Annotated in this window: 22 protein-coding genes, 1 tRNA gene and 1 other RNA gene; 5 read left to right on the top strand and 19 right to left on the bottom strand. The window is 39.8% G+C overall.

The features are described from left to right. From M1F91_RS06135 to M1F91_RS06115, 5 genes are all read right to left on the bottom strand, one after another. The coding region (locus M1F91_RS06135; protein ID WP_247913019.1) for a SpGH101 family endo-alpha-N-acetylgalactosaminidase at positions 1–5,973 on the bottom strand (5,973 nt) is incomplete at its 3' end. A gap of 324 nt (positions 5,974–6,297) precedes the next feature. Further along, positions 6,298–8,583, bottom strand: a complete 2,286-nt coding sequence (locus M1F91_RS06130) for a DNA translocase FtsK (protein ID WP_348982807.1) — start codon at positions 8,581–8,583, stop codon at positions 6,298–6,300. Positions 8,584–8,723: 140 nt separating this feature from the next. After that, positions 8,724–10,679, bottom strand: coding sequence for a fructose-specific PTS transporter subunit EIIC (locus tag M1F91_RS06125; protein ID WP_247913017.1), 1,956 nt, complete (start codon positions 10,677–10,679; stop codon positions 8,724–8,726). Next, the gene (gene pfkB, locus M1F91_RS06120; protein WP_247913016.1) at positions 10,676–11,587 is read right to left on the bottom strand and encodes a 1-phosphofructokinase; all 912 of its coding nucleotides are present in this window, start codon (positions 11,585–11,587) and stop codon (positions 10,676–10,678) included. Before pfkB ends, M1F91_RS06125 begins: the two co-directional genes overlap by 4 nt. After that, entirely contained in the window at positions 11,584–12,324 is a 741-nt protein-coding gene (locus M1F91_RS06115) for a DeoR/GlpR family DNA-binding transcription regulator (RefSeq protein WP_247913015.1), read from the bottom strand. Before M1F91_RS06115 ends, pfkB begins: the two co-directional genes overlap by 4 nt. A gap of 161 nt (positions 12,325–12,485) precedes the next feature. On the opposite strand from M1F91_RS06115, the gene M1F91_RS06110 reads away from it, so the two are divergent. Continuing rightward, positions 12,486–12,573, top strand: a tRNA-Ser gene (locus M1F91_RS06110). A gap of 78 nt (positions 12,574–12,651) precedes the next feature. Here the strand turns inward: M1F91_RS06110 and M1F91_RS06105 are convergent. The 5 genes from M1F91_RS06105 to M1F91_RS06085 form a co-directional block, all read right to left on the bottom strand. Beyond that, entirely contained in the window at positions 12,652–13,986 is a 1,335-nt protein-coding gene (locus M1F91_RS06105; protein ID WP_247913014.1) for an Nramp family divalent metal transporter, read from the bottom strand. Between the two features lie 326 nt (positions 13,987–14,312). Then, positions 14,313–14,660, bottom strand: a transfer-messenger RNA (tmRNA) gene (gene ssrA, locus M1F91_RS06100). Positions 14,661–14,719: 59 nt separating this feature from the next. After that, complete coding sequence (locus tag M1F91_RS06095; protein WP_247913013.1) at positions 14,720–15,355, bottom strand: SGNH/GDSL hydrolase family protein; 636 nt, start codon at positions 15,353–15,355, stop codon at positions 14,720–14,722. 1 nt (position 15,356) lies between these two features. Continuing rightward, positions 15,357–16,184, bottom strand: coding sequence for an HAD family hydrolase (locus M1F91_RS06090; protein WP_247913012.1), 828 nt, complete (start codon positions 16,182–16,184; stop codon positions 15,357–15,359). 23 nt (positions 16,185–16,207) lie between these two features. Next, positions 16,208–17,524, bottom strand: coding sequence for a CapA family protein (locus M1F91_RS06085; RefSeq protein WP_247913011.1), 1,317 nt, complete (start codon positions 17,522–17,524; stop codon positions 16,208–16,210). Between the two features lie 147 nt (positions 17,525–17,671). Here M1F91_RS06085 and def point away from each other — a divergent pair, with 147 nt between their 5' ends. Continuing rightward, positions 17,672–18,283: a peptide deformylase gene (gene def / locus M1F91_RS06080; protein ID WP_247913010.1), complete on the top strand. Its 612-nt coding sequence runs from the start codon at positions 17,672–17,674 to the stop codon at positions 18,281–18,283. Positions 18,284–18,327: 44 nt separating this feature from the next. Then, the gene (rlmB, locus tag M1F91_RS06075) at positions 18,328–19,056 is read left to right on the top strand and encodes a 23S rRNA (guanosine(2251)-2'-O)-methyltransferase RlmB (RefSeq protein WP_247913009.1); all 729 of its coding nucleotides are present in this window, start codon (positions 18,328–18,330) and stop codon (positions 19,054–19,056) included. Positions 19,057–19,235: 179 nt separating this feature from the next. Here rlmB and trxB read toward each other — a convergent pair whose 3' ends face one another. From trxB to M1F91_RS06040, 7 genes are all read right to left on the bottom strand, one after another. Then, the gene (trxB, locus tag M1F91_RS06070) at positions 19,236–20,147 is read right to left on the bottom strand and encodes a thioredoxin-disulfide reductase (protein WP_247913008.1); all 912 of its coding nucleotides are present in this window, start codon (positions 20,145–20,147) and stop codon (positions 19,236–19,238) included. Positions 20,148–20,212: 65 nt separating this feature from the next. Continuing rightward, on the bottom strand, positions 20,213–20,437 hold the full coding sequence (locus tag M1F91_RS06065) for a DUF4059 family protein (protein WP_006152536.1): 225 nt from the start codon (positions 20,435–20,437) through the stop codon (positions 20,213–20,215). Positions 20,438–20,516: 79 nt separating this feature from the next. Continuing rightward, a complete protein-coding gene (locus tag M1F91_RS06060; RefSeq protein WP_247913007.1) occupies positions 20,517–21,260 on the bottom strand; it encodes an amino acid ABC transporter ATP-binding protein in 744 nt (247 codons plus the stop codon). After that, on the bottom strand, positions 21,260–22,060 hold the full coding sequence (locus M1F91_RS06055) for an amino acid ABC transporter permease (protein ID WP_004253929.1): 801 nt from the start codon (positions 22,058–22,060) through the stop codon (positions 21,260–21,262). Before M1F91_RS06055 ends, M1F91_RS06060 begins: the two co-directional genes overlap by 1 nt. Positions 22,061–22,216: 156 nt before the next feature. Next, positions 22,217–22,573: a Spx/MgsR family RNA polymerase-binding regulatory protein gene (locus M1F91_RS06050; RefSeq protein ID WP_223332764.1), complete on the bottom strand. Its 357-nt coding sequence runs from the start codon at positions 22,571–22,573 to the stop codon at positions 22,217–22,219. 12 nt (positions 22,574–22,585) lie between these two features. Beyond that, on the bottom strand, positions 22,586–23,077 hold the full coding sequence (locus M1F91_RS06045; RefSeq protein ID WP_247913006.1) for a methylated-DNA--[protein]-cysteine S-methyltransferase: 492 nt from the start codon (positions 23,075–23,077) through the stop codon (positions 22,586–22,588). 13 nt (positions 23,078–23,090) lie between these two features. After that, positions 23,091–23,591 (bottom strand): GNAT family N-acetyltransferase, encoded by a 501-nt coding sequence (locus M1F91_RS06040; RefSeq protein ID WP_247913024.1) that lies wholly within the window; start codon positions 23,589–23,591, stop codon positions 23,091–23,093. 134 nt (positions 23,592–23,725) lie between these two features. Between M1F91_RS06040 and M1F91_RS06035 the strand changes: the two genes are divergently transcribed. Further along, on the top strand, positions 23,726–24,181 hold the full coding sequence (locus M1F91_RS06035; protein WP_247913005.1) for a DUF1836 domain-containing protein: 456 nt from the start codon (positions 23,726–23,728) through the stop codon (positions 24,179–24,181). Continuing rightward, entirely contained in the window at positions 24,171–24,818 is a 648-nt protein-coding gene (locus M1F91_RS06030) for a hemolysin III family protein (RefSeq protein WP_247913004.1), read from the top strand. The genes M1F91_RS06035 and M1F91_RS06030 overlap by 11 nt, the downstream gene beginning before the upstream one ends. A gap of 33 nt (positions 24,819–24,851) precedes the next feature. Here M1F91_RS06030 and pdxT read toward each other — a convergent pair whose 3' ends face one another. Further along, complete coding sequence (gene pdxT / locus M1F91_RS06025; protein WP_247913003.1) at positions 24,852–25,424, bottom strand: pyridoxal 5'-phosphate synthase glutaminase subunit PdxT; 573 nt, start codon at positions 25,422–25,424, stop codon at positions 24,852–24,854. Continuing rightward, on the bottom strand, positions 25,425–26,300 hold the full coding sequence (gene pdxS / locus M1F91_RS06020; RefSeq protein WP_004253907.1) for a pyridoxal 5'-phosphate synthase lyase subunit PdxS: 876 nt from the start codon (positions 26,298–26,300) through the stop codon (positions 25,425–25,427). Positions 26,301–26,303 lie beyond the last annotated feature (3 nt).

The raw sequence follows: 26,303 nt of genomic DNA, 5'->3' as shown, positions 1-26,303 counted from the left end.
CGGATCTGGAGTTGGCTCTGGATCTGGAGTTGGTTTTGGATCTGGAGTTGGCTCTTCAGTTTCTTTAATTTCTTTCAAGCCTTCTACCAATTTATTAAGTCCGTTTGGAGTTAATAAGTTATGTTCTGCAAGACCATTCTTGTACGCTTCAACAGCCGCCAAGTATTCTTTCGCATCTTGACGATCGATCTTACGAACACGTTCTACTTCAGCATTGTATGCAGCTTCATCTAATGGTTTATCATCTTCAATTGGAAGGACGAAGCGTAATTCCGCTGCTGAAATATGTCCAGGATCACCGTATGTTTCGTTACCAGTAAAGATTGCTTTCTTCACTTTGATTGGAGCATCGAAGTTAATCACTTTTGTTTTCGCATTATTTTCCCATCCAGTAAAGCTAAAGTTATGTTCTTGTCCTTTTTCATCAATCACTGTAAGGCTACCGCTCATCACACGTCCATTTGGACCTGAAGGGCGAGGAACATATTCAAAGCGAGTTGATTCCATCGGATTATTGAACTCTACTGTTAATGGTTTTCCTAAGCTATTCACTCCATAAGGTGTATGCCATAAAGTATTTGTATTTCCATCAAATGCATACCATACATTATCTGCTTCTTCATAAGGAGCATCAAGATCATGAATATCGTCCCAATCTGGAGCGCTACGTTTCACCGCAAGTTTTTCTTTAGCCTCGTTAACGCGTTCTACAAGAGCTTTAGCGTCATCCACACTAATATCATCGTCTGCTTCTAATAAAGCTGCTACAGCGTCTTTATATGCATTTAATGAATCTTGTTTGTAGTTGCCATTTACGATTGGAGTATTCTTTTCGTATGCTTCATCGATGATCATCTTACCAGTTAACTTGATTTCTTCAATTTCAAGGTTATCTAACATAAAGTCTTTATAACCTTTGAAGTTGATTTCGTTGTTATCTGTAGCTCCTTTAGTATCGGCACCACGCGCATTTGAGTAAATACCAATCCAAGTGTTTCCACCTTTTTCACCAGTAACATAGAAGCTTACTTTCTTAGGAGTTGATGATTTTTCCCAAGTGTTTTCTAAGTCGTATTTCGTTAATTTACTACGACGAGAATTTTCGCCATTACCGATAACGAATGAGTATGCTCCATTTGAACCTGCTTCATACTCGAAGGTTACTTTATAAGTCTTACCTTCTTCGAAGCGGAAGTTTTGTGGAATTGTTTGGTAAACGAGTTTGTCATAACCTGATAAACCGTTCGTCTTCAATGACCAATTGCCTTCGATAACATCGTTGACTTTCTTACCATTCCATCCACGTTGAGTATATGGTTCGTGTTTCTCAGATAAGTGAGTACGGTTATCTTGTACACCTTCAACATCGCCGACTACGAATGGGAAGATACCTTGAGGCACTTCTTCAAAGTCTTGTTTGAATTTACCATTTCCTGTATCGTGTTTTTCGTTGTACATTACAGATTGATTTTCAAATACACGAATTTCATCGAAGTAAGTTGCTGCTGCATCCGCATCACGTCCAAGTTCTAATGTCACATTAGAAACATCTTCGCCTGTTGTGAAGTATACATACATGTTTTGGAAGTAACTTGTATTATCCACAGTTGCGTTCTTTGAAAGTGTGTTATGCGCATGTGCTTGTACATAGTTCTTCGCGATTGATTTGTTAGTGTAGTTAGAAATCACTTTGTCGCCTACACGGATTGTGATATCTGCACGTGCATCACTTCGGTTATCTACACCTACATAAACAGCATATCTTGTATTTGGTTTCAAGTCTGTTAAGCGTTGTTTCAATGTCACACGTTCAGTGTTTCCTTGAATACGTAGCATTTCGTTAGCCCCTTGAGATTTCACGATTTCAGCGTGTTCGCTGTCACCTGTTTTTTCCCAATGATCTAATGTTCCGCTGTTGAATCCTTGGTCATAGATGTGTAGACCTTCACTCCATACCATTGTCTTTTTGCCTTGAGGAGCTTTGTAAAGTACATATGGTTGGTTCGCATCTCCCGTAATTTGAATCTTACGGTCTGCGCCGACTGTTAATTCTACAACATCTTTCTTACCTTGGTCTGTTAAACGGTAAAGGTATACTTTATCTCCAGTCCAATCTTCTGGAAGAGTCCATTCAGTTGTTCCACCTTCAGTTGTGTAGAAGTACATCTTTTCTTTGTCGCCTGTTAAAGCTTTACCATTTTCATCCCAGTTCCATGGTACTAAGTAGCTTCTACCATTTTCGATGACACGACCGTTTAATGTTGTGACACGTTTACGGTAATCTGGGCTATTAGGGTCGTTTGATTGACGAACAATTTTCACTTCGTCCCCATTGTCATTTGTTAAATGTACTTCCATCTCTGGAGTCCACTTGTAGTTTTGACCGTTGTCGCTCATCGCAACTGGGTCACCGTTCACCCATTTAGAAACTTTGTAGTGTTGGAAGAACTTCGTCATGATGTTGTTTTCGAAGAGGTTACGAATATATCCTTCGTAGTCGCTTCGACCTTGCCAGCCTTCGAAGTCTTTCATGTTATATCCACCAAGTAATGGATAGTTAGCGGCACCACCGTAGCTTGGATAGTCACCCACCCATGAGTCTTTTTGGTGGTTACGAATGAATCGAGTGATATTTGAGTTAATACCCTTCAGTGAATATCCACCGTAAGTTAAGTCAGCTGCCCAGTGTTGGAATGTTGAGTCATATTCTGCACCGAAGCCCCACTCGATAGCCATACGCCATCCTTGAGAGTTTAATTCTTTAGCAAGTACGTGAGTTGGCCAAGCAGTGTTATCTCCTGATTGTCCGTTACCCCAAACGTCCACATAGATGAAGTCTAAGTCAGCACCTAGTTTTTCTCTTAATTCTTTCCAACGATCCAAACGTCCATGAGCTAAGTCATATTCTGCATCGATGTTGATACCTTGGTCTAACCAGTTCCAACCGTACATATATGTTCCGTCAGAGTTTCTACGTAAAATAGCTTCACTGAAGTATTTAGATTCAGGATATGTTTCAGAAGCATTAACGTGAATACCGATTTTAGCTCCATATTCTTTTGATCTTGCTAATAATTTCTTGAAGTCTTCAACGCCTCCGATTCTCTTACCGATATCCGCATAGTTTAAGTGACCTGAGTCGTGACCTTCACTACCATACCCTTTAAGTAGGATTGATTGGCCTAAACCATCTGTGTGTAAGTTAATCTTCTTAATACCATCTAATGTCATTAAGAATGGATTTTGCGCTTGAGATGCGAAGTTCATCGCAATACGATACGCTACTAAATCTGGAACAGATTCTGCCCCTTTAGGATTGTTCATGATATTACGATATGCAATCGCACCATCTTGCCAGTCCACCACATTATCTTTGTTTAAGTCTTTTGTGATGACTACTTTAGAACTTGGTAATTCTAATGTGTATTCTGGGAATACTAAGTTTTTATAAGCACGTTGGTACCAATAAGGTGAGCTTTGGATACCTAAGTAGTTTACGCCTTCAACACGTTCTAACGCTGTTGTTAAACGTGCAAAGTCATTTCCTCTATAAGTAAATTGAGAATTACTCCAAACAGATGCTGCTAATTCATTAGAAGAAACAAATCCATACATGAAGCCGTAAGTATATTCATTCATCTTGCCTTCTTTCAAGTCTAAATGATAGTCTCCACGGTTATGTGTGTTTGTAGACATTTGAGCTCCGTCGAATTTTGCACCTTGTTTGTTAGAACCAACAGAAACAAGTGTGTTTCCTGGAAATTCAATAGTTTGGATTAATTTGCGAACATTGTCGACTGGTTTACCCATTTCGACATTGTTTTTGTTCACTACTTTTGTCACATCGAAGTGCATTTCGTTGCCGACTAATTGTAATTTTACAGTGATTTCAGCATTGATAAATTCATCATCGTTTCTTACTTTCATTACATATTCTGCAGTAGTGTCATCAATCTTACGGTATTGAACTTCTGGAGTGACTAATACACCGTTGATTGACATTTTATCTAATTTTTGAACTTGACCTGTTAACGTTTTTCCATCTAATTCATATTCTTTAACACGTGGAAACGCTGTGTCGATAATCGCTTTTAATTGTTCTGATTGTAAAGTTTCATAGTGAACATCTTGATCATTGCGACGTAAGCCATCATCCACAGCTGGAGTTTCGTCTTCAGGTTTGATGTTATCTTGGTTATCCGATTTGATCGATACAGAAGATAATTCTGTACCATAAGTACCAGCTTTGAGGTAAACTTTATTCACATCAGCTAAAGCGTTCTTGACAGCTTCTGGAACAACTTCTGTGCTAAATAAATTTTGTCCATTATTTGTAGCATTTAATTGACCGTCTTTTTTGTAAACGATAGATAGGTGGTTTTCTTCACCTACATTTGGTGCTTCTACACGAGTCTTACTATACCAAGTATTTACATTTGGTCCTTTGTATTGCCAGAACCAACCGCCCTTGTCATACCCAACAAAGATGTTGTTGTCATTATCTTTATATTTTAGATATACCCCAAAGCGTGTTTCAGCTGGAGGAGTGTTTGCCTTGAACGTTAAGTCGACGCTTACATTTCCTTCCGCATCCGCCTGTAATCCAGCTTTTTCAAATAAAGCTTCGTTTGCTCCATTGTCGTTAGCTGTTGTTGAAGTTAATTTGTTGTAGCGTACTCCGCCTTCTTCAACGACTTCAACATTCCCTTTCACACGGCTTACTGAGTCCCACTCTTTTTTCACTTCGGCAGTAGCGTCGCTAGTTTCTCCCGTTGCTGCTTCAGCTGGTTTATTCTCAGCTGGTTTGTTTTCAACTGGTTTTTCTTCCTGAGGTTTGTCCTCTTTTGGTTTTTCTTCTTTATCTTCAACTTGTTTATCAAGTGCATCTAGACCCGCTGGTTTAGTTGTTTCAATACCTTTGATATAGTTTTGAATCCACTCTAATTGAGCAGGTGAGAAAAGAATACCACCACTACGTTTACCAGATACACCATTTTGGTGAATACCAATTAATTTTCCATTTTCATCAAAGATTCCGCCACCACTGGCACCAGGTTCACTTCCTTGGTAACTAATTCCACGAACGCCCTCTCCATGGTCATTAATATCTTCGACAGTGGTATTAAGGATTGGATCAAGCTCTCCTTTTGGATAGCCAAATACATGTACCTTATCTCCTGTCTTGATAGTTGATGGTTTATCTGCAACTTCAACTGGAGCATTTGCAAGTGGACTGCGAAGTTTGACAATGGCTAAGTCATTTTTATAACCTTTTAGAAAACCTTCACGGTCCCAGTGTTTTACATCATTTTTACTAAACTTAACGTCTGGTGCACCTTCATAAGAAACTGTATACACATCTTTATCACTTTCGATGTTGTCTGCTACCTTACGATTATTGCCATCCGGAACATCCTTGATAAAGTTATGAGATACTGATAAGACAAGATTTTCACCGATAACAACCCCACTACCAATACCAGCTTCGCTCTTAATTTCAACAGTCGCACCGTAGTTCAATTCACCGTTTTTTGTTTTAGCAACATCTTCTGGAACTAAACTTTTATCTTCTTTTGCTAAATCTTCTTTTGAAGCAGAATGTCCACTATCTTCAGCCTTATCGAGTTTTTCACGCAAATCTTTTGGAAGTTCATTTTCAGTTGCTGAACTTACTGCAACTTCTTTTTCTTTCTCTAGTAATTCTTCCTCAGTTTTTGGACCTTCGGTAACTTCAGGAGAACCTTGATCTTCTCCAGGTTTTGGTGCTTCAAAATCATGTCCATTATCATCTTTTGCATTTGCCAGAGCAGCTGCTAAATCAGCTGGCATATTTGCAGTAGAACCAGTTTGTGCTGTATCCGCCAAAACAGTGCTTGTTCCAAAGAATGTTGCACCAATGACAACAGAAGCAACACCTAATGAAAATTTCCGAATACTATATTTACAACGTTTTTCTAATAACCTTTTATCCATTATTTTTTTCCTTCCTGCTTAAAAAGTAAGCGTTTGCATTTTGTCTTAAAAAAATAACCCCCTTCATTATTTTCGCTTATTTTTTAAACATATAAATATTTCTTATACCATTTTAATATATCAAAAACCGGTTTAAAAATCAATACTATATTAGTTAAAATTAGTAAAAGTAAAATCTAAATTCCGAACCAGACTGAAAGTCTTTTTACTACAAGAACACCTATAATCATAGCATAAAATAAGAAATCACCTTCGAAAAATTAGAGTAGATTATCCCCATTTTCGAAAGGTAATTTCTTGAATTTTTATTCTATTTTCAAACAATTATTGTTGTAAGACTTTTCGAGGTTTTGTCCCTTCAGCAGGACCAATAACTCCAGCCATCTCTAATTCTTCCATCAATCGAGTGGCTCGGTTAAATCCAACCGATAGACGGCGCTGAATCATGGATGCACTTGCTTTTTGTGTCTCGATGACAAGAGCTTTTGCTTCTTCAAAGAGAGGATCTCCAGCATCATCGCTAGAACCAAAATCACCTTCTGACTCAGATACTTCTCCTGGGTCAAAGCTTTCATCATAATCCGCATCAGCTTGAGCCTTAATGAAGTTTACGATACGTTCCACATCATCATCTGAGATAAAGGAGCCTTGGAGACGAACAGGATGGTTTTCATCAATTGGCTTAAAGAGCATATCCCCTCGGCCGAGTAATTTCTCCGCACCATTTTCATCCAAAATCGTACGTGAATCTGTTCCTGAAGAAACCGCGAATGCTACACGTGACGGCACATTTGCCTTAATCAAACCAGAGATAACATCCACTGAAGGACGCTGGGTTGCGAGAATCATGTGAATACCAGCCGCACGCGCCTTCTGTCCAAGTCGGATAATGGCATCTTCTACTTCCTTGCTAGCAACCATCATGAGGTCAGCCAACTCATCCACAATCACGACGATTAAAGGTAGAGGTACTTGTTTGTACTCTGATTGAGCATTAAATTCCTCAACCTTAGCATTGAAACCGGCAATATTTCGAACTCCGACTTTGGCGAAAAGTTCATAGCGGTTTTCCATTTCATCTACGACTTTTTGAAGGGCCTTGCTGGCCTTACGAGGGTTGGTCACAACTGGAATCAAGAGATGAGGGATATCGTTGTATACTGAAAGCTCAACCATCTTAGGGTCCACCATCATAAATTTAACCTGGTCAGGGCGGGCCTTCATCAAAATACTTGCGATAATTCCATTAACTGCAACGGATTTACCAGAACCTGTAGAACCGGCCACTAGCAAGTGAGGCATTTTAGCCAAATCAAAACTACGAGCCGTACCATTGACTGCTTTCCCAAGAGGAATTTCTAAAAGATTTTCAGGTTTTGTTTGAGATTGTTCCCAAAGCTCACGGAAGGATACCGTTGCAATTTCCGAGTTAGGAACTTCTATACCTACCAAGGATTTCCCAGGGATAGGTGCTTCGATACGGACATCTTTAGCAGCCAAAGCCAAAGCCAAGTCGTCTGCTAGGTTTGAAATACGGTTGACACGGACACCAACAGCAGGTTTAACCTCATACTTGGTCACCGACGGACCGATTTCAGCACGCTCAACTGTTACCTTGATACCGAAACTTGCAAAGGTTTCTTCCAAAATTTTGATATTTTCTCGAACAATTTTCTTTTCTTTAGACTGGTCTTTTGGTTTATCAGGTGCAAAAAGTTGTAAGCTTGGAAGCTTATACTCCAAGGCCTTTTTAGCAGAAAAATCTACTTCAACCTCTTCATCATCATCTTCTTCTTCAGAGAAAACTTCTTCCTCTGGATAGTCCCCTTCTTCAGGGTAATCAAAATCAGCTTGCGGGAGAATAATCTCAGGTTCTACCCATTCCTCCTCTGGAAGTGGAGGAAATTCTTGCAGTGGTTGGTCTGATAAGATTTCTCCAGTTTCCATATCTACAGGCTGCATGTCAAGCAAAGCCTGCTCTTCTCTTTCTTTTTCAAGTCTTGCTTGCTCTTCTGCTTCTCTTCGTGCCTTATCCTCTTCACGCTTGATAAAACGCTCTTGTTTTTTCTGTTCACGGCGCTCCATCCAGATAGCAAATCGAGCTGAAAGAAAATCAGCAATATCATAGATAGACCATGGACTCATTAAAAGAGCTCCGATTAGGATTAAGATTGCCCCTATGAAATAGGTACCGATGTTTGAGAACAAAAAGGCTACCGGAATGTAGAGACCTACCCCTAACAAGCCTCCCCCTGCAAAACTGGTTACTTGAAAACTGGTTAAATCTTTAAAGATTTGTCCAATCGTTCCTTGAAAAATAGCATTTGCCATGCTAAGCTTCCAGACAAGATAAGCTTGAAAGATGAGGAGTAAGCCTGCAAAAATAAAGAAGAAACCTGCTAGCAAGCCTTCTTGTTTATGAATCCATTTAAAGAAGAATAGATAGATTAAGAGAGAGAAAATAGCTAAGTATGCTAAACTCCCGACGAGTAAGCGAATCAGGTTATAAACAGTAATTCCGACAGCTCCCCATTTGAGGGCTGCAAAAATTAAACAGATAGCCAAAGCTAAAGAAATCAGCATTCGTTGAATCGCTTGTTTTCTTTCCAATTCTGCTTTAGACGGTCTTCGTCTTGTTTTAGTTGTATTCTTGTTTGCCATGCTTCTATTATATCATATTTCAGAAACTTTTCGAGGGGTTAAAAAATGACTGCCCACTTTCGTGTTCAGTCATTTGAATGTGTTTGGGATTATTTTTCTAATGGTTTACGAAGGTAACCGTAAACTACACCACTGACAATTGCTCCTACCAAGACAAAGACAAGGTAAAGAAGAGCATTTGAAGTAAGAGCGATAACGAAGATTCCTCCGTGAGGAGCCATGAGTTTGATATTTGCAAGACCAACGAGTCCACCTGCTACTGCTGAACCAAGGATGAAACTTGGGATAGCACGAGCTGGGTCTGCTGCACCAAATGGAATCGCACCTTCAGTGATGAATGACAAGCCCATAACGATGTTAGTCAAACCAGAGTTACGTTCTTCTTTGGTAAATTTATTCTTGAAGAGAAGTGTTGCGACAAAGATTGCAAGTGGTGGAACCATTCCTCCAGCCATAACTGCTGCCATGGCTACTGAACCACCTGTTGCCACTGTTGCTGCAAGAGTACCAGTACCAAAGACGTAGGCTGCTTTATTGACAGGTCCACCCATGTCGACAGCCATCATTCCTCCAAGAACGACTCCAAGAAGGACAGCTGATCCACCTTCAAGACCACCAAGGAAGTTGTTCATACCAGTGTTGATTGCGGCCATTGGGATATTAACAGCTAGCATGACAAATCCTGTCAAGATTGTTCCAAAAAGTGGCAAGAGAAGGATTGATTTAGCACCTTCAAGTGAGCGAGGAACCTTCACGTATTTCTTAACCAAGAGCACCAAGGCACCTGCGATAAATCCACCTACGAGGGCTCCAAGGAAACCTGATGATACTCCTGCAAGAGCTGAAGTTGCTTCACCACCCTGAGCGTAAGGGATTTTACCAAAGGCATAACCTTCTTTAGCGATAGCACCAGCTACGAAACCGGCTACCAAACCTGGTTTTTCAGCGATTGAGTAAGCAACATATCCTGCAAATACTGGAAGCATTAAACCAAAGGCAGAACCACCAATTTTCATGAACATAGAAGCGAGTTCATGGTAAGAACCAAGATTTCCAAGGCTCTCATTTGGAACCCCCAAAGCACCATCAATCAAGAAGGCGAGGGCAATCATGATACCACCACCAATAACGAATGGCAACATTTGTGATACACCACTCATCAAATGTTTGTAGAAGGCACCACCTAGACTTTGTTTTTCATTAGATGCTGTTGAAGCTTGCGCTCCATTAGCAGCACGATATACTTCAGCATTACCAGAAAGAGCCAAGTTGATCAACTCTTCTGTCTTACGGATACCATCTGCAACTGGACGGTTCACCAATGGTTTACCATCGAAACGATCCATCTTAACTGCTTTATCTGCAGCGATGATAACAGCTTTGGCATTTCGGATATCTTCTGCTGTTAATTTGTTGCCTACACCACTTGCACCGTTGGTTTCAACCTTGATACCAACCCCCATTTCTGCAGCCACTTTTTGAAGAGCTTCTTGGGCCATGTATGTGTGGGCAATTCCTGTTGTACAAGCTGTAACTGCTACGATAAAGTCACCAGATTCATTTGCAGGAGCTTGAACTGGCTCTTGAGCTTTTTCTGAAGCTTGGTCAAAGAGTTCAATGACTTGATCAGCTGATGTTACTTGACGAAGTTTATCAGCAAATCCGTCTTTCATCAAATATTGTGACAATTCTGCCAAGGCAGCCAAGTGCGTATCATTGGCACCTTCTGGAGCAGCAATCATAAAGAAGAGGTCAGTTGCTTGTCCGTCTAAACTTTCGTAATCAACACCCTTGTTCGACTTAGCAAAGAGAACAGTAGCTTCCTTTACAGCAGCATTTTTGCTGTGTGGCATAGCGATACCGTCGCCCAAGCCTGTAGAAGTCAAAGCTTCACGCGCTAAAATTCCTTCTTTGAAGGTTTCAAAATCTGTCACGTATCCGTGTTCAACCAAGCTATGAATCATTTCTTCGATAGCTGCTGTTTTTTCAGTTGCTTGCAAATCAAGCAACATGACATCTTTTCTCAATAAATCTTGAATTTTCATCTTTTTTCTACCTCAACTTTTTCATAAGTTTCTTTAATAAATGCTGCAGTTGCTAAATCATCTGAAAAGGTGGTTGCTGTTCCACATGCCACTCCCCACTTGAAGGCTTCTACTGCGTCTTTTGATTTGACAAACTCACCCGTAAATCCAGCAACCATCGAGTCACCAGCGCCCACTGAGTTTTTCACGGTTCCCTTAATCGGTTTAGCAAAGTATGCTCCATCTGATGTTACCAGAAGAGCTCCATCTCCAGCCATAGAGATAATAACGTTTTGAGCACCTTTAGCCAGCAATTCTCGAGCGTATTTCTCGATTTCATCAAGGCTTTCAAGTTTGACTCCAAAGATAGCTCCCAGTTCATGATTATTTGGTTTGACCAAAAGTGGTTGATAATCCAAACTATCGATCAAGGTCTGACCTTCAAAGTCACAGACTACTTGAGCGCCTGTCTGACGCGTCAAAGAAATTAATTCTTTGTAAACAACATTACCCAAGTTTTTAGCACTCGAACCTGCAAATACAACTGTATCTTCTGCTGTGAGATTTGAAAGAATGGCTTTTAACTCTGCAAGTTGTTCGGGCTCAACATTAGGTCCTGTCCCATTGATTTCTGTTTCTTGGTCGGCTTTAATCTTAACATTGATACGCGTATCTTCTGCCACTTGGACAAATTGCGTTTCAATTTGTTCTTCAGCTAAAGTATCTGTGATAAATTTTCCAGTAAAGCCTCCGATGAAACCTGTCGCTGTATTTGGAACGTCTAAACGTTTCAAGACACGGCTAACATTGATACCTTTACCACCAGCAAACTTATCATCACTATCCATACGATTGACACTACCAACTTCCACTTTATCCAGACGGACAATGTAGTCTATAGATGGATTGAGTGTGACTGTATAAATCATACTTCTATTACCTCCGTTTTCTCTTTGATAGCTGACAAGAGCTCGTGATCCTTGCTTGTAATGACAATAGCACGTTTTATAGGAGCTACCTTAGCAAAACAAGACTGACCAATCTTGGATGAATCTGCTAGAACATATGTCTGTTTAGCATTTTCTAAGATAGCACGCTTGACGGCGCCCTCCTCCATATCTGGAGTTGTAAAGTAACCTTCATCTACACCATTCATTCCAATAAAGGCACGGTCAAAGTGCAGTTGGTTAATCTGATTGAGAGCTACTCCTCCGATACTGGCATCAGTTGTCATCTTGACTCCACCACCAATAATGACGGTTGGGATTTGCTTATCCACTAATTGAACCGCATGGTGAATGGAATTGGTTACCACTGTAATGTCTTTTTGCTCCAATTCTTTAATGAGAAAGGCTGTCGTACTCCCTGCATCCACAAAGATAACATCTTTTTCTTTGATGAGGGAAGATGCTTTTTGAGCAATCAACTTTTTCTCTTGAAGGTTTTTGACAGATTTTTCTTGAATGGTTTCTTCTTCTTGCAAGGAGTGAGGCAACTCTGCTCCTCCATGCACTCGACGAAGTTTATTTTCAGACTCCAATTCATCTAAATCACGTCTAACTGTTGATTCTGAAGTATCTAACAAGCCTACCAATTTCTCTAGAGAGACGATTTTATGCTTACTCAATTCTTCTAAAATCACCTGTTTTCGTTCACTTTTTAGCACTAGTTTACCTCCTGTTAACGATTACATTATTCATTCTATCATAAAAAATATCAAAGTCAAGCATTTTTTGTCACTTTCTTTCATTTTCTGTCACTAGCTCCTCATCTTCAAATTAATTTGCAAGAAAGAAGGCTTTATGGTAGACTAGGTTAGTAAACAATGGAAGATTACTCAAGAGGCTTAAGAGGCCGTGTTGGAAACGCGGTAGGCGTGTTAAAGCGTGCGTGGGTTCGAATCCCATGTCTTCCGTTTATTTTCAAAAAGATACCCAAGATTTCTTGGGTATCTTTTTTCTTATATGCTTGTTTTCTAACTTGGGTGAATTTCTTAGAAAATATCAAATAACAATTTCACATTGAGAATTGTTAAGATAATGGAAACAATATAACCAAGAATGGTATTCCATTTAGCATTGGTAAATTCGCCCATCAGTGATTTCTTAGAAGTTAAATAAATCAAAGGGAAGATTGAAAACGGAAGAGCGATTGAAAGAAAGACCTGCGAATAGACCAATAACTGATCCAAGGTTTTTTCCTGATGACCAAACAGAACCGCTACAATCATGACAGGCAACAAGGCAAAGAGACGAGTTGCCAAACGAATGAACCACTGAGGCAATCTCATATGCAAGAAACCCTCCATAACGATTTGTCCAGTCAAGGTACCCGTAATTGTCGAATTCTGACCACTGGCTAATAGGGCCAAGGCAAACAAGGTTGATAAGGTTGAGCTAGCTATAGCTCCCGCAATGGTAGAATCCTGCAGGGCATTATACATTTGAGAGAAGGCAGAAATCTCGGATGCATGGCCGAAAAAGAGAGCCGCTCCGAGAATTAATAGAAGGGAGTTAACGATAAAGGCCAAGGACAGTTGAAGATTCGAGTCCCAGGTCATAAAGCGCACCGCTTTTCGAACATCATCCTTGGCCTTGTGATTGATTTTCCGAGTTTGAGATAAGGAAGAATGTAAATAGAGGTTATGGGGCATAACCGTCGCACCTACAATCCCCAGAGCTAAAGTTAATTGACTTTCATGTCCTGGCAAAGGACTCTCAAATAAGGTCGAATTGGGTAAATAACCCTCAGCTATTCCCTGGAAACTTGGGTGTGACAAGGCTACTAGATAAGTAAAGATTGCTAAAATCGTTAAAATCAGTGTTGTCACAATAGCTTCTATCTTCTTAAAGCCAAATTTCATCAAAAGCAATAAGAGAAAGACATCTAGAACCGTCAAAAGGATGGCTATCATAATCGGAATCTTAAAAAGAAGATTGAGAGCAATGGCTGAACCTAGAACTTCTGCCAGGTCTGTCGCCATCAAGGCTAACTCCAAAATCACCCATAAGCTATAACGAAGCCATTTTGGTGAGTGATGAGCTGTTGCTTGAGCCAGGTCCATCTGGGTTACAATCCCTAGCTTTCCTGCCATCTGCTGAAGCTGCATAGCAATGAGTGATGAAATCAAGATGACAAATAAGAGACTGTACTTATAGGATGCACCTCCAACCACACTGGTTATCCAGTTTCCTGGATCCATATACCCTACAGCCACAAGGGCACCTGGACCCAAGAAGGCCTTTAAATTTTGCCAGAAATGATTGTTATTTGGAGTATCGATAGATTGATTAATCTCAGAGAGTGACACTTTTTTATGAGAAGACATAGATACTCACCTCTTTCTAAACCTACTTTTTCATTATTTTCTATTAGAGAAAAATAAGATTGACTTTAAACTATTAAAATAATGAAAACTATATGAAAAACATTTAGTTTTTTCATAATTTTTTCTTAACGCCCCTTAATTATAACACAAAATATGATAAAAACTTAAGAAAATTCAGGACTTGATTTAATATTTAGGATACAACTGAAAATTGTATCTTTTTTGTAAAAAAGAATACCAAGGAATACCAAAGAAAAAAATAAAAAACGCTGTAAGTACAACGTTTTAGAAAGGAATGCAAAAGAATGCAAAAGAATGCAAAAGAATAATGGAGCCGGTGGGAGTCGAACCCACGTCCAAACACCTGCTAACATATTTGTCTACAACCATAGGTTATGTATTGTTTTAACAGTTCCTCGACACATAACTCAAGCCTAGGAACTGCGAGTCTATAAATCTCTTATCAAACTGCTAGACAAAGCTTGATCGTATCTCGCTAATAATAAGACCCATCATCAGACACGAGCAATCCGAATCGGGTCACGCCTGCTGGTTTTTAGGCAGCTAGAGCGTAAGATGTGTTATTTTTTGCAGTTATATTTAACTGAGCGTTTACGTCGCCACACGAGTTGCAAAATATGCCTCATAATGCCTGTCGAATCCGTAACGACCCCAAAGACTATAAAGATATTATACCTTATCTAGCTTTAAAAAGCAAAAAACAGGCAAAAACTTAGAAAATGTAATCTTTCAAGGCTTTTGATAAAGTCTGATAGCCAGGGACGCTAAGATGAAGACCATCTGTTGTATAGTCTGATTTGAGTTGTCCTTCCTGATCGAGTAGTTTGTCAAAAACAGATACATATTCTACCTGCATATAGGCTAATGCCAGTTCTTGGTAGGCTTGGTTCCATTCTTTAATTTTTTCATTGGTACGAATATAAACAGTCTGTTTGAAATTCTCACTCTCATTGACCGGCAAGATGGAAACAAGCTTTATTTGTGACAGCGGATAGTCACGTGAAATGGTTTGAATCACACTCTCAAGATTGTTTAGCGCTTCCATCATTGGAACATTTTTTCCAATGTCATTTGTCCCAATCAATAATACAATTTGATCTACTGCATCACCATAGAGGTGGGCATCAAGATTCTTCAATAAAAGTCCGGTCTGATAGCCTCGAATGCCTCGATTCACAATCGTCTTTGACGTTCCTAGTAATTCTTGCAAAGGATAATACTCAATAATTGAATCACCAATAAAGATGATAGAGGGTTCAATTACCGAGATACGATTGAGTTCACGATACTTGGTTTGAATTTTCTCCTGCTCTTTTAAGAGCCAATTTTCTAAAAGCTGTACTGCCAAGTTATTCTCCTTTTTCTAGCCAGTTTTCTAAAACTTGGTAAACACCTGCCTGACTGTTGGCTGGCGCCACTTTTGTCGCAACTTCCTTAACAGACTCCTCAGCATTTTCCATCGCGTAAGAAATTCCTGCCAACTCTAACATTTCGATGTCATTTTCACTGTCTCCAAAAGCCATGATTTGTTCTGGTTTTAAGTTCCAACGTTTGAGCAATTCCTCTAAGCCCCAAGCCTTATGAATCCCGTCCTGTAAGATGTCAATACAGCCATATCCACTAGAAACAGCACGAACATGACCATCAAACAAGTCATTAATTTCCTGCAAAACTGCATCTGATCGTTCTTCACCAACAACCATACTCATCTTTAGAACACCACCGAATAAGCTGGGGTCAAATTCATCAACAAAGTGCATTCGTCGATAGAGCTTTTCAATCATCTCTGGAGTCATAAATTTATCAAGTTCTGTAAAAACAGTGCCTTCCTTGACAAAACCACCATTCATAGCAGTTACGACAAACTGATCCTGGCATTCTCTACCTTTAAAATGGTTCAAAGCCCTATCAACCATGGCATCATCCCAAGTTTGTGCCTGTAGCAATTTATCATTTTCAAATATACGAGCACCATTAGCAACTACGAGAACGACTCTTTCTACCAGATGCTCCAGTAATTGACGCATACGATGAACTTCATTTCCAGTAGCAATGACGAAACGAATGCCACGTTGATCTAACTTATCCAATATTTTTTCTAGGCGTGGAAGATCTAGTTGTCCTTTTGGATCCAACAATGTACCATCCATATCCGTCGCAATTACTCTAATATCCATCTTTTTCTTATCGCTCTCCATTGCTACCATTTCAAACCTACATGCTCATTCATTTCTGTATAAGCTGTATCTATCCGTTCCTTGGTTTCATCATCTAACTGGTTACGATATTTTCCACCCTCAATGAAATCATCTAAGATATAGGTCTGGTATAGATAGAGTGGATAACCTTCTGGAGAATAAGTTCCTTTTGGTGTCCTATTAACCCAGCTAGGATGAGCTTTAGCAGTCTCGATTGTAGTCTTTCCTGCTTTTTTCTTAATGGTCACATCCATGAGAACGCCACGTTCTGTCCATTTGGCATTTTCCTCATCCTGCATGGTTTCAATACGCTGATTCGATAGGAAATTCCCCATAGAATAGATGATGAGTTTTTTATCTCCATCTTTTTCAACTGTCTCAGCTGGTTCAACAACGTGAGGATGTCCACCGAAGATAATATCAGCCCCCCAATCGATCATTTTATGGTATAGTTTCTTTTGCTCTTCTGTTGGTTCCAATTGATACTCAATTCCCATCTGAGGCATGACGACTGTTATATCTGCTTCTTTTTCAGCTCTTTCAATTTCGGCCTTCATTTTTTCTTCGTTGAGGTCAGAAAGATGATTGTCGTAGTCTTCTTTAGAAATGTATTCTTCAATACCGTTAAAGCCATAAGAATAAGCTAGAAGAGCAACTTTTATGCCCTTGACTTCCTTGATGACGATAGGCGCCTTATCTCTTGGTTCGTGGGTGTAAACTCCGATTGGAGTCATTCCAGTTTTTTCGATAGCATCAGCAGTTGAAAAAACTCCCTCAATCTGAGAATCTAAGATATGATTGTGAGCCAAGTCTAACACTTGGTAACCAGCATCCTTTATAGCATCCATGACTTCTCCAGGTGCATTAAACAAAGGATAACCTCCTAAGTAGTGATCCTTGTTTACAGTTCCTTCAAAGTCACCGATGACTAGGTCTGCTTGTTTGAGCCAAGGTTTTACATACTCAAAGTTTTCATGAAAATCATAAGTCCCATCTTCTTTTAGGGCAGTTCGATAAATCGGAATATGATAGAGGAGGTCACCATTTGCCATGATGCGCACACTCGTTTCTTCTTCCGTTACGGAATTCTTACCTTTAGAGTCTGAATTCTGACTCACTGCAGGTGCATTCCTATTCCACAATGGAACTCCCTTAATTCCTTGAGCTAATAAAGTCAAAGCCATCGAAATCGCAACAACAATCAACAACACAACAACAAAGGTTTTATTACTCCACTGTCGATAGTTTTTGAAAAATTGGATAGACTCTCTGATAACTGGTAATCCTGATTGCTTTTTTCTTCTACTACGTTTTTCCATATCTTTTCTCCTTGCTTTTTGATGCAAGTCTCCTTACCTTATTATACCACAGACAAATAGCTATTTCCCTTTATTAGCAACTTCTGTGACTTTCTTTCTCAACTATTTTGTGTTATCATGGAATTGTAATGGAAGGAAGGAGAGAAGATGTCTGCTATAGAACGTATTACAAAAGCTTCACATTTAATCGATATGAAAGATATTATCCGCGAGGGCAATCCAACCCTACGAGCTGTTGCTGAGGAAGTCACTTTCCCATTGAGTGATCAAGATATCATTCTTGGTGAGAAAATGATGCAATTTTTGAAACATTCGCAAGACCCAGTTATGGCTGAAAAGTTAGGGCTACGTGGAGGAGTCGGACTTGCTGCACCACAATTAGATATCTCAAAACGCATCATTGCTGTTTTAGTTCCTAATATCACCGAAGAAGGTGAAACACCTCAAGAAGCCTATGACTTACAAGCTGTTATGTACAATCCTAAGATTGTCTCACACTCAGTCCAAGACGCTGCTCTAGGAGAGGGAGAAGGTTGCCTATCAGTCGATCGTACTGTCCCAGGTTATGTTATCCGCCATGCTCGAGTAACTGTCGACTACTTTGACAAGGATGGCGAAAAGCATCGCATAAAGCTAAAAGGCTACAACTCCATCGTTGTACAACATGAAATCGACCACTTAAATGGTATTATGTTTTATGATCGTATCAATGAAAAGGATCCTTTCGCAGTCAAAGAAGGTTTACTCATTCTGGAATAAAGAAAATCCCGTTCGACAACGGGGTTTTATGTTATAATAGAGCCATGAAAACAAATGATATTGTCTATGGCGTTCACGCCGTTACCGAAGCACTGTTAGCAAATACTGGAAACAAACTCTATCTCCAGGATGATTTACGAGGTAAGAATGTAGAAAAAGTCAAGGAACTGGCGACTGAAAAGAAAGTATCCATCTCTTGGACTTCAAAAAAATCACTTTCCGAGATGACTGAAGGAGCTGTCCACCAAGGTTTTGTCCTACGTGTTTCTGAATTTGCCTATACTGAACTTGAGCAGATTCTTGCTCAGACTCGTCAAGAAGAAAACCCACTAGTATTGATCCTCGATGGACTAACTGACCCTCATAACCTAGGTTCTATCCTAAGAACAGCCGATGCAACCAATGTTTCAGGCGTCATTATTCCCAAGCATCGAGCTGTTGGTGTGACACCCGTAGTTGCAAAAACAGCAACGGGTGCCATCGAGCATGTGCCTATCGCTCGCGTTACCAATCTCAGCCAAACTTTGGACAAGCTAAAAGAAGAAGGCTTTTGGACCTTTGGTACTGATATGAATGGAACTCCTTGCCATAAATGGAACACCAGTGGAAAGGTCGCCCTCATTATCGGAAATGAAGGAAAAGGTATCTCAAGTAACATCAAAAAGCAAGTGGACGAGATGATCACTATTCCAATGAATGGACATGTACAGAGTCTCAATGCAAGCGTTGCTGCTGCTATTCTTATGTATGAAGTCTTCCGCAATCGATTATAAAAAAGTGAGGTTGGGACAAAAGATCCCGACCTCACTTTTTATTAGCAATCAAACTTTGACGCGGTAGCTGATTGAACTTTTTGTTCGTCTTTTAGACTCCAAAAAGCTCCTAATCATCCTCGCGGGGCTGGGACTACGAAATCGAGACTTTGTCTATCGATTTCTGTCCCACCGCCTTTTTAACTATGTTCAGTAATATATTTATAGGCTTCTTGACCTGCAATAGCACCATCTCCAACTGCTGTTGTAACTTGGCGAAGGTCTTTCTGACGAACATCTCCAACTGCAAAGACACCTGCAACACTTGTCTTCATGTGGTCATCTGTCACAATCCAACCTGACTCATCTTGGATTTGTAAATCTTTTGTAAAATCGCTAACTGGATCTAAACCAACATAGATGAAGACACCTCCAAAGGCATGTTCAGTCACTTGATTTGTTTTAACATTTTCAATGACAACTGACTCCACACGGTTTTCACCCTTGATTTCTTTGACAACAGAATCCCAAATGAAGTTGATTTTTTCATTGGCAAAGGCGCGTTCTTGCAAGACTTTTTGAGCACGAAGCTCATCACGACGGTGAACGATGGTTACAGTTTTGGCAAACTGTGTTAAGAAGATTGCTTCCTCAACCGCTGAGTCACCACCACCTACAACCAACAAATCTTGGTCACGGAAAAAGGCTCCATCACAAACCGCACAGTAGGAAACTCCACGACTATTCAATTCTTCTTCACCTGGAACTCCTAAAAGTCGGTGCTTAGAACCAGTCGCCACAATAACTGTGCGAGTTTCAAATTCTTCATCGTCTGTGATTACTTTCTTAACATCACCATGGTTCTCAATATTTTTTACAAAGCCATAGAGATGTTCAACACCTAGATTTTCAAGAGGTTCAAACATCTTTTCTGCCAACTCAGGTCCACTAATGTTAGCATAACCTGGATAGTTTTCAATGTCAGAAGTATTGTTCATCTGACCGCCAGGAAGACCACCTTCAATCAAAGCTACTTTGAGATTGCTGCGAGCTGCATACAAGGCTGCAGTCATCCCAGCAGGACCTGCACCGATAATAATCGTATCGTACATTCTATTTCCTTCTTTCTTGTTGTAACTATTCTTATTCTAACGGATAAAATCCTATTTGACAACTATTAAGCCTTGAGAACCAACAAGATGCTCATAGTTGCAAAAGACAATACTGGAATTGTTAGAACTCCAATCATAATCATATCATAGAGGTGAGCCTGACGCTCTTTGGCAGTTTTATCCACACCTGATAGAGCTCTTAAACCAATCCAAATCCCTAAGACAACCAAGACTAGTAAAATCGTCAACACCAAACTCTCTAAATACAAAGCAAATAGCTGAACTAGCATGCTCTCTCTCATTTCTATTATTTTTAAAGAGCAAACCCAGTTAGCTTAGCCAACTGAGTTTTTCTTATCTTCTATTATATCAGATATAGGTCCGTTTGTAACTAGCAAAGAACTCTTTTGTTCGTTCTTCTTTGGGATGGTTGATAATCTCATCCGGTGTTCCAGATTCAATAATCTTTCCTTTATCCAAGAATAAAACCTTATCAGCTACTTGAGCAACAAATGACATATCGTGACTAACCAAAACCATGGTTTGACCTGATTTTGCAGCATTAGCAATCGATCTTTCTACCTCACCAACCAATTCTGGATCCAGTGCTGAAGTCGGTTCATCCAAAAGTAAGACGTCTGGTTTCATGGCTAGGGCACGCGCTATAGCTACCCGTTGTTTTTGCCCCCCTGACAAGTGACGCGGATAATGCTGTTCACGATCAGAAAGTCCAACCTTAGCTAGTTCTTCCTTGGCAATCCTAGTCGCTTCTTCGTCCGATAGTTTTTTAACGACCACCAAGCCTTCTTTAACATTGTCTAGCGCTGTTCTACGCTCAAATAAATTAAACTGTTGGAAAACCATCGATAGTTTGCGACGAAGAGTTAGGATTTCTTCTTGCGTAATTTGAGAAAAATCAACTTTGAAATCATCAATCTGAATACTTCCACTATCAGGAGTTTCTAGATAGTTTAAGCTACGAAGAAAAGTTGATTTCCCAGCTCCTGAAGAACCAATTAAGGCAACAACTTCTCCTTTTTGAATATCTAAGTTCAGATGATCCAGAACGGTTTGACCTGAAAAGGATTTGCTTAAATTTGAAATTTTAATCATTAGCGAAGCTCTCCTTTCACATCTGTCTCAACATTATCTGGTGCTGTAATAGCCATTTTTCTTTCAATGAAACGGCCAAGATTTTCAATAACGATATTTACCACCCAATAGACGAGGGCAACTGAGATGAAACGTTCAAAGTAACGATAGTCTGCACCACCCAAAATCTGAGCTTGGGCAAAGACTTCTACAACACCTGCACTGAAGGCTAGGGAAGTTCCCTTGGTCAAGCCAATCAAGGAGTTAATCAAGGTTGGTGTTGCAACTACGGCTGCATTGGGAATGATCACACGACGATAAACTTGCGCACGTGTCATACCAAGACTACGAGCAGCTTCAATTTCACCTGGATTTACAGAAAGAATTGCCGCACGAAGAGTTTCGCTGGCATAGGCTGCCTCGTTAAAAGCAAAAGCCACAATCGCAAATGTCGCTGCTGGAATCGCATTAATGTTTAGAGAAGTTCCCCATTGTTGATTCAAGGCTTTCAAAGCTAATGGAATCCCATAATAAGTCAACATTAGTTGAACTAAAATTGGGGTTCCTTTTAGGAAACTAACAAAAAAGGCTTGTAATGGGTATATAAATCTAACTCGGTTGATTTTAACGATAGCAAAGATTAGGGCTAGCATGATACCAAAAAAGGCACCGAATACCGTTAACATCAATGTTGTAGGTAATTGCTGTACAATTCTTGGAATCCCATCAAAGACCGAACGCCAACTAAAAAGTTTGCCATCTGGGATATATTGCATCAAATTTTGATACCAATCAGATGCTAAAATCGTTGTAACATTCATAGAAACATCCTCTCAAGATAATGATTCATTCTATCATACTTATGCTCTAATTAAAAATATTTGCTACGAGCATATCAGACTTCATCTACCTTCTAGTTTATCATACTTTAAAAGTGGGAGGTTATATATTTTATCTATCAAGGAGATAGAAAAAAACTAATTCAAATCCAAGTCCTTATATGATTTACGATAGCCAATTTGTTTTACAAGACCATTTTCAACTAGTATCGGACGTTTTAACAGCATACCATCACTGGCCAAGAGTTTGGCTGCTTCTTTGTTAGACAATGTTCCAACCTTATCTTTCAATCCGAGTTCACGATATTTGATTCCACTAGTATTAAAAAATTGCTTCAATTCAAATCCCGAAGTTTCGAGCCAGTTTAAAATGACCTTTTCACTCGGAGTCTCTTCAACGATATGAACGTCTTTATATTCTAGTCCGAGTTGATCTAATTCTTTCTTAGCTTTTTTACAAGTTGTACATTTTGGATATTCGATAAATTCTAACATTTCCTTCTCTTTCTATTTTTTATTTTCTTGATAACTTGCACCTTCATGCCTCAAGAGCCAAGCCTTCTTTTCGAGTCCCCAAGCATAGCCTGTCAGACGTCCTCCAGCACCTAGCACACGGTGACAAGGTACAAGGATAGACCAGGGATTGCGACCTACTGCTCCTCCGACTGCTTGAGCAGAAGCCACCTGCAAGTCCTTAGCTATTTGCCCATAAGTAACTGTCTGACCAAAAGGAATTCCTCTCAGGTAGTTCCAGACTCTTTTTTCAAAGTCACTACCGACAGGAGCTAAAGGCATCTCAGATAAGTCTTGATCTTGCCCCTTAAAATAAGTCTCTAAATAGGAAGTAATTTGATTTAAAATGGGATGACTCTCAACAACAGTTACATCATTTTCAGATAATCCCTTCTCAAAATCGCTCTCTTCTTCAATCCATATCCCAAACAAATAGTGGTCATCTGCTACCAGAGATAGGGGACCAATCGGTGACTTGTATAGCATCTTTACATACTTCTTAGGCATTTGATTTTAATTTTTGATAGGCCAAGCGTTCCCCGTCTACTGGAACTTTACCAACCTGTTTGAAGCCAAGTTTTTCAAAGATATGCTGCATGGCTATGTTTTTATCATGCGTATCTGAACGAAAATCTAGGTAATCGAAGCCTTCAACCAAGCCTTCTAAAAAGGTCTGAGCAGCACCTTGACCTTGCGCATCTCTAGCAACAGCAATACGGTGAAATACTAAGTATTCTGCTTCATTTCCCTCCCAGTTGCCATCATAAATTGCTTCATAAGCTTTTTCTGGGCTCTTAGTCACTGCTGCATAGGCTAAGAGGTCACCTTCGTCTAGGGCTACATAAGCTTGACCAGAGATGATATCTTCAATAATGGTATCTGCATCTGGGTAGCCGTTTTGCCACTGAGTGCTACCAGCTTCTGCCAAATATTTCTTGGCTCCCTCAATCACTTGCATAATTGCATCAACTTCGTTTGGAAAGGCTAAGCGAATCTCCATCATTTATCCTCTTTTCATACTATTTTCTCTCATCATAGCATAAATTATTTCTTTCTACAAGCACTTGAAACTTGACTTATTATTTCTAATATTTTATAATCTAGTTATTAAAACTAGATAAAAAGGAGTTGAAAATGAATACCACTTTTTCCTATCCAAAATGGGAAGAAATTCCAAGTATCAATCTCTATCTGGACCAGGTTCTGCTCTATGTCAATCAAATCTGTCCTCCAGCTTCTCCTGACAAGGAGAAAGGTTTGACAGCATCCATGGTGAACAACTATGTCAAACACGGTTATATCAGTAAACCTGAAAAGAAAAAATATCAACGCAAACAAATCGCACGATTGATTGCTATTACCACTCTCAAGTCTGTTTTTTCTATCCAAGAAATTGCTCAAACCCTTAATACCCTACACACAGACACTAATTCAGAAGAACTTTACAATGCTTTTGTGGACTATATGAATAAAGATATTGATCCAGCTAATCCCATTATCCAGGCAAGCTGCCAAACTGTCAAACTCTATCATCAAACACTTGCATTAGTCTATACAGAAACCGAAAAGGAGGAAACAAATGAATACTAGTTTCAAACTTAGTAAACGACTTAGTTTTGGAGAAGAAATTGCCAACAGTGTCACCCATGCTGTAGGAGCATTTATCATGCTCATTCTACTTCCCATTTCATCTACTTACAGTTATGAGGCACATGGTTTATTATCGTCTATCGGTGTTTCCATCTTCGTCATCAGCCTCTTCCTCATGTTCTTATCATCAACTATTTATCATTCTATGGCTTATGGTTCAACTCATAAATATGTGTTACGAATTATTGACCATTCTATGATTTATGTTGCGATTGCAGGTTCTTATACACCAGTGGTTTTAACCCTGATGAATAATTGGTTTGGTTATCTCATTATTGCTATCCAATGGGGGACAACTATTTTCGGTATTCTTTATAAAATCTTTGCCAAGAAGGTCAATGAAAAATTCAGTCTCATCCTTTACCTCATCATGGGATGGCTTGTATTGGCTATCTTACCAGCAATCATCAGTCAGACAAGTCCAATGTTTTGGAGTCTTATGGTATCAGGTGGCCTTTGCTATACAGTTGGCGCTGGATTCTATGCTAAAAAGAAACCATACTTCCATATGATTTGGCATCTCTTCATTCTAGCAGCCTCTGCTCTCCAATATATTGCTATTGTTTATTACATGTAAAAAAGAAGTTGAGAAAAATCCCAACCTCTTTTTTTATTTACACATATTCATAAAGTACTGATGCAAACGGAGATCATTTGTCAATTCAGGATGAAAGGAGGTTACCAGCATATTTTTTTCTTGTGCCGCTACGATTTGATCGTTCACAATTGCTAAAACTTCAACATCCTCACCAACACTACTGATAATCGGGCCACGGATAAAGGTCATTGGAATTTTACCAACGCCCTTGCAGTCAGCTTCTGTATAAAAGCTTCCTAGCTGACGTCCATAGGCATTGCGCTCTACTACTATGTCCATAGTCGCTAGATGGCTTTCCTCTTGAGAAGTGATTTGTTTTGCTAGCAAAATTAAACCCGCACAAGTTCCAAAGACTGGTAACCCATTGAGAATAGCTTCTCTTAGAGGAATGAGCATCTGCTGATCTCGCAACAGTTTCCCCATAGTTGTAGACTCTCCCCCTGGCAAGATTAACCCCGACAGGTCACTCTGGTGTTGCTGAAAATCTTCTAGGTTTCGCAGTTCAATACTTTCAACTCCTAGTTGATCAAGCATTTTCTCGTGTTCTACAAAGGCACCTTGCAAGGCCAAGATTCCGATTTTCATCTATTTTCCTCGCTCAGCCATGAGAATTTGGATTTCATTCTCGTTGATACCAACCATGGCTTCTCCCAAGTCTTCCGAAATTTGAGCCAGAATTTGAGGATTCTGATAATTGGTAACAGCCTTGACAATTGCTGCCGCACGTTTAACAGGATCACCTGATTTAAAAATTCCTGAGCCAACAAACACACCTTCCGCACCTAGCTGCATCATAAGAGCAGCGTCCGCTGGTGTAGCAACACCTCCAGCTGCAAAGTTTACTACTGGTAATTTCCCATTTTCGTGGACATATTGAACTAATTCTACAGGTACTTGGAGTTCTTTTGCAGCAACATACAGTTCGTCCTCACGTAGATTTTGAATGCGACGAATTTCTTGATTCATCATACGCATATGACGAACCGCCTGAACAATGTCTCCTGTTCCTGGTTCCCCTTTTGTACGAATCATAGAAGCTCCTTCAGCGATACGACGCAAGGCTTCTCCTAGATCTTTTGCACCACAAACAAAAGGAACTTGAAATTCTTTCTTGTCCACATGGAAACGATCGTCAGCTGGAGATAGAACTTCGCTCTCATCGATATAGTCAATCTCGATAGCTTCTAAAATCTGAGCTTCAACAAAATGCCCAATTCGAACCTTAGCCATAACTGGAATGCTGACTGCTTCTTGGATTTCCTTGATCATCTTTGGATCACTCATGCGAGAGACACCACCCGCCGCACGAATATCAGCTGGGATTCGTTCCAAAGCCATAACTGCTGCCGCACCTGCAGCCTCAGCAATTCTTGCCTGTTCAGGATTTTGAACATCCATGATGACGCCACCCTTAAGCATCTGTGCCAAATTCTTATTTAATTCATAACGATTTTCAGTCATTTT

The organism is Streptococcus sp. oral taxon 431 (assembly GCF_023110115.1).
Lineage (GTDB): Bacteria > Bacillota > Bacilli > Lactobacillales > Streptococcaceae > Streptococcus.
Note: the sequence above shows the minus strand (reverse complement) of the source record. Positions and strands in the feature narration are given on the sequence as shown.